13 protein-coding genes and 1 tRNA gene are annotated in these 12,733 nt (G+C 64.5%); 7 read left to right on the top strand and 7 right to left on the bottom strand.

What is annotated here, in order from left to right:
* The coding region (locus tag AC628_RS44940) for a hypothetical protein (protein WP_210190320.1) at positions 1-206 on the top strand (206 nt) is incomplete at its 5' end.
* Positions 207-386: 180 nt separating this feature from the next.
* Here the strand turns inward: AC628_RS44940 and AC628_RS38525 are convergent.
* A complete protein-coding gene (locus AC628_RS38525; RefSeq protein WP_074131856.1) occupies positions 387-857 on the bottom strand; it encodes an Hsp20 family protein in 471 nt (156 codons plus the stop codon).
* Positions 858-1,077: 220 nt separating this feature from the next.
* Between AC628_RS38525 and AC628_RS38530 the strand changes: the two genes are divergently transcribed.
* Positions 1,078-2,025, top strand: coding sequence for an alpha/beta hydrolase (locus tag AC628_RS38530; protein WP_074131857.1), 948 nt, complete (start codon positions 1,078-1,080; stop codon positions 2,023-2,025).
* Between the two features lie 27 nt (positions 2,026-2,052).
* Here AC628_RS38530 and AC628_RS38535 read toward each other — a convergent pair whose 3' ends face one another.
* Both AC628_RS38535 and AC628_RS38540 read right to left on the bottom strand, forming a co-directional pair.
* Positions 2,053-2,712, bottom strand: coding sequence for a hypothetical protein (locus AC628_RS38535; RefSeq protein WP_074131858.1), 660 nt, complete (start codon positions 2,710-2,712; stop codon positions 2,053-2,055).
* 60 nt (positions 2,713-2,772) lie between these two features.
* The gene (locus tag AC628_RS38540) at positions 2,773-4,572 is read right to left on the bottom strand and encodes an adenylate/guanylate cyclase domain-containing protein (protein ID WP_074131859.1); all 1,800 of its coding nucleotides are present in this window, start codon (positions 4,570-4,572) and stop codon (positions 2,773-2,775) included.
* 236 nt (positions 4,573-4,808) lie between these two features.
* Between AC628_RS38540 and AC628_RS38545 the strand changes: the two genes are divergently transcribed.
* On the top strand, positions 4,809-5,444 hold the full coding sequence (locus AC628_RS38545) for a LysE family translocator (RefSeq protein ID WP_074131860.1): 636 nt from the start codon (positions 4,809-4,811) through the stop codon (positions 5,442-5,444).
* Between the two features lie 69 nt (positions 5,445-5,513).
* Here the strand turns inward: AC628_RS38545 and AC628_RS38550 are convergent, their stop codons facing one another.
* Positions 5,514-6,266: a sulfite exporter TauE/SafE family protein gene (locus AC628_RS38550; protein ID WP_074131861.1), complete on the bottom strand. Its 753-nt coding sequence runs from the start codon at positions 6,264-6,266 to the stop codon at positions 5,514-5,516.
* 92 nt (positions 6,267-6,358) lie between these two features.
* Here AC628_RS38550 and AC628_RS38555 point away from each other — a divergent pair, with 92 nt between their 5' ends.
* Together AC628_RS38555 and AC628_RS38560 are read left to right on the top strand one after the other, a co-directional pair.
* Positions 6,359-7,252 carry a LysR family transcriptional regulator gene (locus tag AC628_RS38555; RefSeq protein ID WP_074131862.1) on the top strand — a complete coding sequence of 298 codons (894 nt, stop codon included), beginning with the start codon at positions 6,359-6,361 and terminating at the stop codon, positions 7,250-7,252.
* 17 nt (positions 7,253-7,269) lie between these two features.
* Positions 7,270-7,917: a glutathione S-transferase family protein gene (locus AC628_RS38560; RefSeq protein ID WP_074131863.1), complete on the top strand. Its 648-nt coding sequence runs from the start codon at positions 7,270-7,272 to the stop codon at positions 7,915-7,917.
* A gap of 2 nt (positions 7,918-7,919) precedes the next feature.
* Here AC628_RS38560 and AC628_RS38565 read toward each other — a convergent pair whose 3' ends face one another.
* The 3 genes from AC628_RS38565 to AC628_RS38575 form a co-directional block, all read right to left on the bottom strand.
* A complete protein-coding gene (locus AC628_RS38565; RefSeq protein ID WP_074131864.1) occupies positions 7,920-8,900 on the bottom strand; it encodes a tripartite tricarboxylate transporter substrate binding protein in 981 nt (326 codons plus the stop codon).
* A gap of 87 nt (positions 8,901-8,987) precedes the next feature.
* Positions 8,988-9,767, bottom strand: coding sequence for a histidinol-phosphatase (gene hisN, locus AC628_RS38570; protein WP_074131865.1), 780 nt, complete (start codon positions 9,765-9,767; stop codon positions 8,988-8,990).
* Between the two features lie 588 nt (positions 9,768-10,355).
* On the bottom strand, positions 10,356-11,243 hold the full coding sequence (locus AC628_RS38575) for an N-formylglutamate amidohydrolase (protein WP_074131866.1): 888 nt from the start codon (positions 11,241-11,243) through the stop codon (positions 10,356-10,358).
* Between the two features lie 305 nt (positions 11,244-11,548).
* On the opposite strand from AC628_RS38575, the gene cpdR reads away from it, so the two are divergent.
* Both cpdR and AC628_RS38585 read left to right on the top strand, forming a co-directional pair.
* Positions 11,549-11,908, top strand: a complete 360-nt coding sequence (cpdR, locus tag AC628_RS38580) for a cell cycle two-component system response regulator CpdR (RefSeq protein WP_016843340.1) — start codon at positions 11,549-11,551, stop codon at positions 11,906-11,908.
* A 79-nt stretch (positions 11,909-11,987) separates the two neighbouring features.
* Positions 11,988-12,062: transfer RNA gene (locus tag AC628_RS38585), tRNA-Val, on the top strand.
* Positions 12,063-12,733 lie beyond the last annotated feature (671 nt).

Here is a 12,733-nt window from a genome sequence, read left to right on the forward strand (position 1 = left end):
CCGCCCAGGCCGTAGCACCCGCGCCTGCCGAGCAGGCCGCAGCTGCGCCGAAGCCGGCCGAGACCCCAGGCGGCCGCGGCACCCAAGCCCGTCCAGCAAGCCGAGGTCCCGACCGTCGGGCAGACCGCGCCGCCGCCGGCGGCGCCCGCGCCTGCGATCCTGCCGACCCAGGAAATGCCGAAGGTGCAGGGGCTGGAGTAACCTAGGTCGCCGCGTAGCCCGGATGGAGCGAAGCGCAATCCGGGGATCGCTCCCCGCGGCACGACCTCCCGGATTTCGCTTCGCTCCATCCGGGCTACGAAAGTTAAGCGTGCAACAAAAAAACGCCCCGGTTTCCCGGGGCGTTTTCGCGTTCAGCCAATATCTGCTGACGCGGGGGGCATTCCTTAGGCCGCGACCTTCGCCGAGCCGTCGACGACCTGCGGGGCCTTCTCGCCGCCGATCGGAATGCTGCGGGGCTTCTTGGCCTCGGGAATCTCGCGAACGAGATCGACGTGGAGCAGGCCGTTCTCGAGCGAAGCGTTCTTCACCTGCACGAAGTCGGCAAGCTGGAAAACGCGCTCGAAGGCGCGGGAGGCGATGCCGCGATAGAGCACTTCCGAGCCGTTGCCGGAGTTCTCGTTGGCGGATTTCTCGCCCTTGATTGTCAGCGTGTTTTCCTTCGCGACGATCGAAAGCTCGGCCTGCGAGAAGCCGGAGACCGCGACGCTGATCCGGTAAGCATTCTCGCCGGTGCGCTCGATGTTGTAGGGGGGATAGCCGGGGCTGCCGTCCGAGGTCACCTGATCGAGCAGGCTGAAGAGGCGGTCGAAGCCGACGGTGGAACGATAAAACGGAGTGAGGTCGTAGCTACGCATAGGGTAGTCCTCCAATGAGCGACTGTTTCAGTTACCCGCCCGCCATCGGGCCGGGCTTAGATCTGTGCAGCCTCGTGTTCCGGTTCCGAAACACTGGTAGCGGCCTGCACTGAAGTGATATGGGAGGGGTCACGTCGCGTTCAAGAGGCGGAAACCGCGTCGCTTTTTTTGGCGTCGGCGTCCTTGATCTCCACCCTGTCTCACCACGCCGGTCTCCCGCATGACGCTCGTCTCGATTCCCGCCAACCCGGTTCCGGACGACGTTGTCAGTGGCACCATCAAGACACCAGACGGAGCCGAGCTGCGCTTTGCGCGCTGGGCGCCGCCGCCCGGCCGCAAGGGCACCGTCTGCGTGTTCGGCGGGCGCGGCGAGATGATCGAAAAATACTTCGAGACGGTGCGCGACCTGCGCGACCGCGGCTTTGCGGTGGCGATGATCGACTGGCGCGGGCAGGGCCATTCGTCGCGGCGGCTGCGCGATCCGCGCAAGGGGTATGTGCGCGACTTCGCGGATTACGAGATCGACGTAGAAGCCTTCGTGCAGCAGGTGGTGCTGCCGGATTGCCCGCCGCCCTATTTCGCGCTGGCGCATTCGATGGGCGGCGCGGTCATGCTGCGCCTCGCGCATGCCGGCAAGCGCTGGTTCGACCGCATGGTGCTGTCGGCGCCGATGATCGACCTGCCGCGCAAGCGCGTGTCGTTCTTTCCGAGCGCGCTGCTTCGGATCATGCGTTGGACCGGGCAAGGCGGCAATTACATTCCGGGCGGCAGCAGCGAGCTGGTCGGGCTCGCGCCCTTCATCGGCAATCCCGTGACCAGCGATCCGGTGCGGCACGCCCGCAACGCAGCGATCCTGGAGGAAGACCCGACGCTCGGCATCGCCGCGCCGACGATCGCATGGGCCGATACCGCGTTCACCGCGATGCGCACCTTCCGCGGCATGTCGTATCCGTCCGAGATCCGCCAGCCGATCCTGATGCTGGCGGCGAGCAATGACGAGGTGGTGTCGACGGCGGCGATCGAGGAGTTCGCTTATCACCTGCGCGCCGGCTCGCATCTCGTGATCGCCGGCTCCAAGCACGAGATCCTGCAGGAGCAGGATCGTTACCGCGCACAGTTCTGGGCGGCCTTCGACGCCTTCGTGCCTGGCACGCCGCTGTTCAAGTGAGCGGTCTATTGGTGTGGAGCTCGCAGCTCAGCCGTTGAGCAGCGCGACGATGCGGTCCGGAAAGCGCTTTTCCATGAACAGGGTCCTGACCTCGGCGACGCTGAGATAGCGGTCCTTGCCTTCGCCCTTGCCCATGATGTCGAGCAGCACCGGCCACTCGCCGAGCATCAGGAGAGGATAGTAGCAGTGCAGGATGGCGTAGGACGGCGGATGCTCGTCCTTGGCGCGCTGGAAGTTCGCGGCCATGAAGGTCTTGATCTCGGATGCCGACAGCCCGCGTTCGACGCTGCCGTCGGGCGCCTTGTAGTCCGAGCCGAAGGTCGCGAGCCGCGCGATCTCGTCCTCATGCACGACGGCATGCTGATCGAGGATGCGCGAGCCGGCGCCGTGCTTGTCGAGCGGGCCGTTGCGCAATTCGTCGAGGATCGCGCCCTGCAACAGGCTGCGCATTTGGCTAAACGGGCCGATGCCGTTGGCCATCTGCGCGACCATGAAGATCTTGGCGCCGGCGTTGAGCGCCGGAAGGCCGGTCTTGCCGGTGGCGCGGTCGATGGTTTCGGTCAGCTCTCGCAGCGGCACGATATGGCCGCCGACATAGCCGCCTGCGACCAGTGCTCGCAGGAACGGGCAGGGATTGTCAGGGGAGACCTGCGGGGCAGGCGCCGCGCTTGCAGCCGTATCGGACATCAAACCACATCCTGAAAAGCTTCAGCTTAAAAAGCATCCATTACCGGTGGATGAATTCGCTCAGGAGTCGACGGCGAATTTCGATGCGGATGCAACCAGAGCGATTTTGCCGAACGGGAGGCCGGCTTTCAAGAGGCCGTCGCGATAATGCGCGATGTCTGCCGGGTTCTTCCAGTGGAAATTGCGCAAGTGACGTTCGACCGTCAGCTCGGGATGGTTGGCGAGCAGCGCCTCGGCTGCCTGCGCGGCCTCCTCAGTGCGGCCGAGCTGGGCGAGCGCCGCGGCACGCACCGCAAGACCCTGCAAATGGTTCGGGTTGAGGTAGAGCGTTTCGCGCGACCAGGACAGCGATGCGTCATACTGTCCGAGCAAATAATGGCTGAACGCGTTCAAGGCGCCCCACTGGTAGCGCGGGTCGCTGTTGCCGCGCTGGACCGCCGTCGAGAACAGATCGACCGCCTTGCGATGATCGCCGATCACCATATGGCAGATTCCGAGCACGCCGCGCGCGCCCATGTCGTAGGGGTTGAGCTCGATCGCCCGCTTGATGGCATCCATCGCGGCTTCGTAATGACCCTGCATCGCGTGCAGATAGGCCAGCAGCGAAAAAGCGAACGACGAGCGCGGATCGAGCCGGACGCTGCTTTCGGCCAGGCTGACCGACGAGGCCCACAATTCGCGCGTGCTCGGAATCCAGCCGAACTGGATGCTCTGGATCTGGATCAGCGCGAGATAGGCGCGCGCGATCGACAGCGCGGGATCGAGCTCGATCGCCTCCTTGAACAGCGCGATCGCGGTTTCGCAATCGGTCTTGGTCTGGTGATAGTAGTGCGACAGACCCTTCAGGAAGCGATCCCATGCGGTCAGTTCGGCGTTCGGCGAGCGCGCCGGTGCCGAGGCCTCGGCACGGTAGATCTCCTGGGCCACCGCGGCGGAGAGATTGGCGGTGATCTCGTCCTGCATCGCGAACAGATCGCCCATGTCGCGGTCGTAGCGGCCGGTCCACAGCTGCTCGCCCTTCTCGGGCGCGATCAGTTCGGCGGAGACGCGGATCTTGTTGCCGGCGCGCCGCACCGAGCCCTGGATCAAATATGTCGCGTCGATCTCGCGCGCGATCAGCCGGGTCGAGACGTTCTTGCCCTTGTAGGCGAAGGTCGAGTTGCGGCTCAGCACGCGGTAGAATGATTGCAGCGACAGCGCGTGGATCAGATCCTCGGTCAGGCCGTCAGAGAAATATTCGTCGGCTCCGCCGCTCAGATTGTCGAACGGCAGCACGCCGACGATCGCGGTCCGGTATTGCCCCGGCAGATGCGGGCCGTCGTCCGGCGTCTTCTCCTGGAGATCCGATCCAGCCGGCGCCCAAGTCCAGACGTGGACCGGTTCGGTGATGTTCTTGAAGCGGTGCGGGCCGGCATCGACCAGGCTGACGGCAAGCCGCCGTCCCGCCTCGGTGCGAGCCTTGTCCGACACCGCGATGCCGCCGGGCGTGGCGACCGTCTCGAGACGGACGGCGATGTTGACGTCATCGCCGAACACCTCGTCCTCGTCGGCCATGACGTCGCCCATGTGGACGCCCATCCGGAAATGCATGGCGCGGTCGGCCGGCAGATGTTCGTTGCGCTCGGCCATCAGGGTCTGCATCGCGACGGCGGCCTCGATCGCGCCGATGATGCTCGGAAATTCCAGCAGGAAGCCGTCGCCGGTGTTTTTGACGATTCGGCCGCCATGGTTGAGGATGATCGGGTAAATCGCGCTGCGATGCGCCTTGAACGAGGCATGCGTCCCCGCCTCGTCGACCCCCATCATGCGGGAATAGCCGGCGATATCAGCGCAAAGAATGGCAGCGAGCCGTCTTTCCATGTCTCCTGTGCCCTGGAATGGCCACTTAGCCGAGGTGACCGAATCCGATACTTACAAGACAGGCCGGGTCCGGCGGAAGCTCGGTTTGCGGGCACCTATAATGCATAGTAGCAGGAATTGGCATGCGACCAACGGATCGTACAGTCCGTTTCTCTACTGAATTCGTGTGTCGCTGGGATGGCGCAGGGTGGCACCGTCCTTTCCGGTTCGTTACTTACATAGGTTAATCTCGCCGAATGCTGGGAATTCACGAACTTTGGCTGTTTGTCCTGTCCGGGCTGTTGCTTAACGTCACGCCGGGGCCGGATACCGCTTATATCATCGGGCGCACGATTCAGCTCGGATGGCGCGGCGGTGCCGCTGCGGCGATCGGTATCAGCTGCGGCTGTCTGGTCCATGTGCTGGGCGCGGCGATCGGGCTGTCGGCGCTGCTGATGGCGTCGTCGACCGCATTCCTGGCTGTCAAGCTGATCGGCGCGGCCTATCTGGTGCTCACCGGCCTGCAAATGCTGCTGGTGCGCGCCAAGCCGATCGCTGAGATCGCGGGTCAGGGCGGCGAGACCTCGATCTCGCGCGTGTTCTGGCAGGGCGCCCTGACCAATATCCTCAACCCCAAGGTGGCGCTGTTCTTCCTGGCGTTCCTGCCGCAATTCGTGGCGGCGGACTCGGCCCACAAGACGCTCGCCTTCCTGGTGCTCGGGCTAATCTTCATCACCGGCGGCACGCTGTGGTGTCTTGGCCTCGCGGCCTTTGCGGCGAGGGCCGCCGGCCGCATCCGGCATTCGGCGGGCGTGATCGCCTGGATCAACCGCTCGCTCGGCGCGCTGTTCATCTATCTCGGCGTCCGCGTCGCCATGCTGGAGGCGCGCTAGGCGTCGCCAGCGCGTTTTCGAGCGAAGTGGTTTACCGGTCCGCGTGAAGAAAACGCGTCGAACAACAATCTAGCCGTGGATCTTGAGCAGCGCGCTGCCGGCGAGATAAATGCCGAGCAGGATCATCGCGATCAGGAACCAGCGCCGGAACACATCCGGCTGCATCCGTGTGCGGACGGCCTGGCCGATGAACATGCCGATGAACGACGCCACCATCGCCACTGCGCCCGGCAGCGCAGTCGCCGCGGTCAGCAGGCCCGAGGCCGTGAGGTTGAAGGCGAGCGCCAGCGTCGCGGTGGTGAAGAAGACGCCGAGCGCCTGCACCAGTTCGTCCCTCTCCATGCCGATCGCCTGCATGAACGGCATCGAGGGAATGACCTGGACGCCGGTCGCCGCCGAGATCAGCCCGGTGATGACGCCGACGATGCCGCCGATCCATTTCTCATTGCGCCGCGCGACCTTGAAGTTGAACCGGCTGAGGCCGACGATCGCGTAGATCACCAGCAGCACGCCGAGCACGACGGTGCCGTAGGCGGCGTAAGGCCCCGTCAACAGCCCGGCATTGATCCAGATTCCGGCGACGGTGCCGAGCATCAGCGGCCACAGCCGCCTGAGGATGTCGCGCAGATAGGGGCCGACAAAGGTCTGCCAGATATTGGTGACGATCGCCGGCACGATCACGATCGCGATCGCCTGGCCCGGCGCCATCGTGGTCGCGAGCAGCCCCATCGCGACCGTCGGCAGACCGAGGCCGAGCGTGCCCTTGACGAAACCGGCAAGCAGGAAGGCGAACGCGATGAAGATCAGGAGATGGTCGACCATGGCCGGACATTGACCGATCGACGCGATCGGCACAATCTGGAGGTTACGGAGTTAGCCTTCGGGCTGTCCGAAGGAATGGGGCGGGACACGTCATGCGGTTCGACTTGATCGATTTGCAATTGTTCATCGCGGTTTCCGATGCGCGCAGCATCACGCAGGGCGCGGCGCGGGCGAACATGGCGCTAGCCTCGGCCAGCGAGCGAATCAAGGGCCTCGAGGAGGCGCTCGGCGTCGCGCTGCTCAAGCGCGGCCGCCGCGGCGTCGAACTGACCGCGGCGGGCGAGAGCCTGCTCGGCCACGCCCGCATCGTCATCCACAACGTCGAAGCGTTGCAAAGCGATCTTGCCGCCTATGCCAGCGGCGTCCGCGCCAACGTGCTGCTGCTCGCCAACACCTCGGGCCTGTCGGAGCATCTGCCGCGGGCGCTGGCGGCCTTCCTGCACGAACATCCCGATATCAGCGTCGATGTCGAGGAGCGCGAGAGCACCGATATCGCGACCGCGATCGCCAGCGGCGCCGCCGATCTCGGTTTCGCCGCGGAACACGCGCTGCCCGACAGCGTCGAGCGCTTCCTGTTCAGCGAGGACCGCCTGATGCTGGTGGCGCCGCGCCGCAGCGATCTCGGCAACCGCCGCCAGATTGACTTCCAGGAGGTGGTCGGGCGTGATTTCGTCGGCCTCACGGCGACGTCCGCGTTGCAGGTCCATATTTCCCGCCACGCGGCAAAGCTTGGTGCGCGGCTGCGCTTCCGTGCCCGCCTGCGCGGCTTCGACGCCATCTGCCAGATGGTCGCCGCCGATGTCGGCGTCGCGGTGATCCCGGAAACCGCGGCGCGGCGCTGTGCGGCGTCGATGGCGATCACGACGATAAGGATCCGCGACGGCTGGGCCAACCGCCGGCTGACAATCTGCGCCCGCAGCTTCAAGGCGTTGCCGCGCGCCGCCAAGCAGCTCGTGGAATATTTGCGGTCTGAAGCGCAGCGCTGACATGCGAGGAGAGTGCAATGCTCAGGGTCTGGGGACGGCGCAGTTCGTTCAACGTGCAGAAGGTGATGTGGCTGATCGGCGAGCTCGATCTGGCGCACCAGCACATCGATGCCGGCGGCGCGTTCGGCGGGCTCGATGCGCCGGCCTTCCTGGCGATGAACCCGCACGGCAGGGTGCCTGTCATCAGGGATGACGAGGCAACCATTTGGGAATCCCATGCCATCCTGCGCTACCTCGCCGCGCGGCATGGGGCAGGGCGGTTCTGGTCCGACGATCCCGTCATAAGGGCGCGGGTCGACGGTTGGATGGACTGGTCGCAGACCGCGTTGCAGCCGGATTTTCTCGGCGGCGTGTTCTGGGGATTCTTCCGCACGCCTGAAGCGCAGCGCAATTGGCCGGCGATTAAGACGGCGCTCGCCCGCTGCGAGCAGCATTTCGCCAAGCTCGAACGCCTCCTTGAGAATAATCCGTTCCTGCTCGGCGAGAGCCTGTCGCTCGCCGACATCACCGCCGGAACCTCGCTCTATCGCTACTTCGAGCTCGAGATCACGCGCCCGGCGCTGCCGGCAGTCGAGCGCTGGTATCGGACGCTGCAACAGCGCCCGCCGTTTCGTAAGCACGTCATGGTTCCGTTCGAGGAACTGCGCGGCCGGCTGGATTATTAGCGTTACTTCGCCGTCACCACGCCGGCATCCTGGATCACCTTCGCCCATCGCTTGATGTCGGCGGCGATGAAGTCGCGGAAATGCTCCGGCGTGTCGCCGGCCAGCGTCAGGCCTTGCTCGGCGAGTCTTGCCTTGACCGCGGGATCAGCCATCGCATCGGTCGCAAGTTTGTTCAATCTTGCGACGATCGCCGGCGGCGTTCCGGCAGGCGCGACCATGCCGTACCAGTTCTCGATGATCAGGTCGGGCATGCCGACCTCCGTCGTGGCCGGCACGTCGGGCGCGGTCGGGGCGCGTTCGCGGCCGCCGAGCGCGATCGGCCGCAGCGAGCCGGCCTTGATCTGCGGCAGGATCACCGGCAGGTCGAGGAAGGTCATCTGCACCTGCTGCCCAAGGAGATCGTTCACCGCCGGCGCGGCGCCGCGATAGGGCACGTGGACGATGTCGATCTTCGCCGTCAGCTTGAACAATTCGCAGGCCAGATGCGGCAGGCTGCCGGGGCCGGAGGAGGCGAAGTTGAGCTTGCCCGGCTGAGCCTTGGCGAGCGCGACCAGTTCGCTCATGTTGTTCGCCGGCACGTTGGTGGCGACCACCAGCATCTCGGGCACGGTCGCGACCAGCGTCACCGGCGCGAGATCCTTCAGCGTTTCGTAGGCGACCTTCTCCATGCTCGGGCTGATCGCCAGTGCGCCGGCGCTCGCGATCGCAACCGTGTAGCCGTCGGGCGCGGCCTTCGCGACCGCGTCGGTGCCGAGCACGCCGCCTTGGCCGGCGCGGTTGTCGACGATGATCGGTTGCTTCACCTGTTCCGACATCTTCTGCCCGATCACGCGTGCGATGATGTCGTTCGGCCCGCCCGGCGGGAACGGCACGATCAAACGGATCGGCTTGGTCGGGAACTCGGTCGGGAACTCCTGGGCCGAAGCCGCAATGGCCGCGAGAAGCAGGAACAACGCTGCCAGCAGCCTGCCGCAAATCGTCATGTGCGCCGATCCCTGACTTTTCTGGTTGCCGTCAGGATGGGCGCAGATCAGTCGCCCGACAACTCAACAAATCAGGCGATGAGAATCTCAGGCGTTGAGCAGCTTCATCGCGGCTTCATGCACGCGCGGATCGCCGGCTGCGATGATGCGGCCGCCGCCTTGCGCCGGCTTGCCGTCCCAGGTGGTGACGACGCCGCCGGCGCCGGTGACGATCGGGATCAGGCCGGCAATGTCGTAGGGTTTCAGCTCGGTCTCGATCACGAGGTCGAGGTGGCCGGCCGCGAGCATGCAATAGGAGTAGCAGTCGCCGCCGTAGCGTGACAGGCGCGCCGCCTGCTCGACACGGCCGAAGCGCGCGCGGTCATCCGGATTCATCAGAAGCGGGCTGGTGGTGAAGACCGTCGCCTCTTTCAGCGTGGCGCAGCGCCGCACCGAGAGCCGCCGCTCGCCCGACGGCCCGGAATAGTTCGCCGAGCCGTTGTCGCCCAGGAAACGCTCGCCGATATAAGGCTGGTGCATCATGCCGAATACCGGCGTACCTTTGTGCAGCAGCGCGATCAGCGTGCCCCAGATCGGAAAGCCGGCGATGAAGGACTTCGTGCCGTCGATCGGGTCGAGCACCCAGACATAGTCGGCGTCCTGCCGCTCATTGCCGAACTCCTCGCCGACGATGCCGTGCTGGGGGAAGTTCGCCTTGATCAGCCGCCGCATCACCGCCTCGGCGGCCCGGTCGGCCTCGGTGACCGGATCGAAATCGTTCGAGCTCTTGTTGTCGACCGAGAGCGAGGTGCGGAAGAAGGGCAGGATGGTTTCGCCGGATGCGGTCGCGAGGCGGCCGATGAAGGCGGTAAAGTCGATGACCGTCACGGCGTGTCCCCGAAATGCGCAAACGACGCGGAAAGGATCGAATGCGTTCTTGCCTAACTCAATCCAATGCGGTGCGCACGATTAACGGAGTGTTATCCCAGCCTGATGACCGGTTCCGGACTTTCGATTTGGCTCGGATTCGAAAGTCTCCCCGGCTCCAGAGCGGATCACGAAGTCGCGAGTTCTGGTATACAAGCTATGCACAACCCGCCGTCCGGCCGGAATTTTTCCCGTAAAATATTGATATTGAATAACAAAAAGTGCCGATCTGGAGCTGTGGCAAATTCGACAGCCAATTAACAAATACGCGGGAAATGTTTCGAAAGTTCTTGCGTTTTGTGCAGCGCGGTCGCATATTGTTGCGGTGCGGTAGCGCCTCGCGCTATCGCTGCCCTCCTTGGGCGTTTCCTCCCTAGACTTGGGCCGCTTGTTCATTCAAGCGGCCCTTTTTTCTTGGCTCGACGTTTCCCGGCGTGAATGCGGAATCCAATTTCGCATCCGGTCACGCCGCCAACTGAATTCCCGGTTCACGACTTCGTCGATCACCGCAGCGCGATTCGAGGACACAGCTACTCCTCGAGGACGCAGCTACTCCGCCGCCGCCTGGAACGGCCCGAGATCACCGAACGGGATCTTTGCGAGCACATCCGCGAGCGTCGCGAAGTCGGCTGCCACCTGGGCGAAGCGCGGTCCGCGCTCGCGGTGGCGCTCATCCATATAGACCGCACGGTTGAGCTCGATCTGCACGGTGTGCAGGCCGCTCGCCGGGTTGCCGTAATGCTCGGTGATGAAGCCGCCGGCATAGGGCTTGTTGCGGCCGATCGAATAGCCGAGCGAGCTCATGATCTCCTCGACCAGATCGGGCAGCAGCGGCGCGCAGCTCGTGCCGTAGCGGTCGCCGATCACGACGTCGGGCCGGCGCGGTTCGTCGCGCGACACGCCGATCGACGGCATCGAATGGCAGTCGACCACGATCACGGCGCCGAACGCCTGGTGCGCCTTGTTGATCAGCCGGCGCAGCGCGCGGTGATAGGGCTTGTAGAGCACCTCGATCCGCCGCAGCGCGTCGTCGACGTCGAGCCGCTCGCGGTAGATCTCCTGCCCGTCGCCGACCACGCGCGGGATGGTGCCGAGGCCGCCGGCCACCCGCATCGAGCGCGTGTTGGCAAAGCTCGGCAGCCGCCCGGTGAACATCCGCGGATCGAGCTCATAGGGCTCGCGGTTCACGTCGACATAGGAGCGCGGGAAGTTGACCCGGACGATCGGAAAGCCGCGATCGCTCACGCCGGCGATCAACTCGTCCATGAAGCTGTCTTCGGAGCGGCGCAGCGCCGCCACATCTATACGCGACGCCTCAAGGAATTCGGCAGGATAGACCGAGCCCGAATGCGGGGAATTGAAGATGATCGGCGCGCGCCAGGCCTGCGGCTCAACGATCTCGAACGGGGGCGACAACTCGCCAGCAAATTCGGTCATTCCCTTGGCGCCGTCCCTTGCGTCCGCCTCGCCCCGCAAGAACTGATTCTGCCGGAAAAGCGGAGATTTATGGGCAGGCATTGTCGGTAATCGCGATCATTCTGCCAAGTGAAAAGAGTGTGGCGCGCCCTGGAACGCGTCTTAAAGTCGGGAAATGCCGCACCCGGTTGATTCGATGGCGGGTTGGGTCCAGAAATGCGTGGTGCGCATTTGCCGCTGGCTTGACGCAAATTTCACCCGAAATTTACCGTCTGTCGGGCTTACTGTTCGGACTGCTCCTCAAGCCGGATTCGACGATTCCTGCCATGCCGAAAATACTTCTCGCCGAAGACGACACCGATATGCGCCGCTTTCTGGTCAAGGCGCTCGAAAATGCGGGTTTCAAGGTCTCGCCGCACGACAACGGCATGTCGGCCTACCAGCGGCTGCGCGAGGAGCCGTTCGAAATGCTGCTGACTGACATCGTGATGCCCGAGATGGACGGCATCGAGCTGGCGCGCCGCGCCTCGGAACTCGATCCCGATATCAAGATCATGTTCATCACCGGCTTCGCCGCGGTGGCCCTCAATTCCGATTCGGAGGCGCCGAAAAACGCCAAGGTGCTGGCCAAGCCCGTGCACCTCAGGGAATTGGTTAGCGAAGTGAATAAGTTGCTGGCGGCCTGATTCGCCAAAAAACCTTCACTTTGTATCCTTGCCTGCCCCGCCGGTGTCCGTTATAGGGACCCGATCCAAACATGGCTTTGGGTGCGTAGCTCAGCGGGAGAGCACTACCTTGACATGGTAGGGGTCACAGGTTCGATCCCTGTCGCACCCACCATCCTTCGCTCGCGAAGCGAGAGAAGGATGCCACGCCGAAGCCCAACGGGCGTAGGCGGGCCTTGGCCGCGAGCTACGGCTCGGCAAGCCACGCTTTGCAATAGCGAGGCCGCGGTTTCGGATTCAACTGTCAAACAGCCAAGCTCTCGGTGTCATCACCCGCGAAAGCGGGTGATCCAGTATTCCAGAGACGCCGGTGCTTGAGCCGAGAGGCCGCGGCGTACTGGATCGCCCGGTCGAGCCGGGCGATGACAGCTTTGGTGGGGACGCAGCTTCGCACTCTGCGACTTCAATCGCCCTGGTCCTGCGCTTCGTTCCGCCCTCTCACTGATGCAAACCTTCGGCCCGTCGTCCGGTGATGTCCCGTAGAATTACGCCCGGGCTACTACGCGTCGTATTTCGGCTCTGGTGCTGATACGCCGTGGCATTGCGTCGACCGATCGACGCCTCCCGTTCCACTGGAATTCGCTGTGCACACCGCGCTGAGCCTGCTTTCGATCTGGGTGCTGATCAACATGCTGTTCGTCGTGGTGATGACGCCGGCGGACAATTCTCGCCGGCCCGAACCCGGCGCGCGTGACTGATCTCGCGCCAACCAAACGACGACCTATCGCCAAAAGATAGCGGCCGCTCAGTGCGGCACGCCGCCGCCGCTCCAGGGGGAGGGCCGCG

Origin of the sequence: Bradyrhizobium sp. NAS96.2 (assembly GCF_001908235.1) — a bacterium.
Classification (GTDB): Bacteria; Pseudomonadota; Alphaproteobacteria; order Rhizobiales; family Xanthobacteraceae; genus Bradyrhizobium.

Bases quoted from the DNA above. Each gene is read 5' to 3' on its own strand.
- AC628_RS38550 (WP_074131861.1), bottom strand. From the start codon at position 6,266: ATGGTCGACCATCTCCTGATCTTCATCGCGTTCGCCTTCCTGCTTGCC.
- AC628_RS38575 (WP_074131866.1), bottom strand. From the start codon at position 11,243: ATGACCGAATTTGCTGGCGAGTTGTCGCCCCCGTTCGAGATCGTTGAG.
- AC628_RS38560 (WP_074131863.1), top strand. From the start codon at position 7,270: ATGCTCAGGGTCTGGGGACGGCGCAGTTCGTTCAACGTGCAGAAGGTG.
- AC628_RS38535 (WP_074131858.1), bottom strand. From the start codon at position 2,712: ATGTCCGATACGGCTGCAAGCGCGGCGCCTGCCCCGCAGGTCTCCCCT.
- cpdR (WP_016843340.1), top strand. From the start codon at position 11,549: ATGCCGAAAATACTTCTCGCCGAAGACGACACCGATATGCGCCGCTTT.
- AC628_RS38540 (WP_074131859.1), bottom strand. From the start codon at position 4,572: ATGGAAAGACGGCTCGCTGCCATTCTTTGCGCTGATATCGCCGGCTAT.
- AC628_RS38530 (WP_074131857.1), top strand. From the start codon at position 1,078: ATGACGCTCGTCTCGATTCCCGCCAACCCGGTTCCGGACGACGTTGTC.
- AC628_RS38565 (WP_074131864.1), bottom strand. From the start codon at position 8,900: ATGACGATTTGCGGCAGGCTGCTGGCAGCGTTGTTCCTGCTTCTCGCG.
- AC628_RS38525 (WP_074131856.1), bottom strand. From the start codon at position 857: ATGCGTAGCTACGACCTCACTCCGTTTTATCGTTCCACCGTCGGCTTC.
- AC628_RS38545 (WP_074131860.1), top strand. From the start codon at position 4,809: ATGCTGGGAATTCACGAACTTTGGCTGTTTGTCCTGTCCGGGCTGTTG.
- AC628_RS38555 (WP_074131862.1), top strand. From the start codon at position 6,359: ATGCGGTTCGACTTGATCGATTTGCAATTGTTCATCGCGGTTTCCGAT.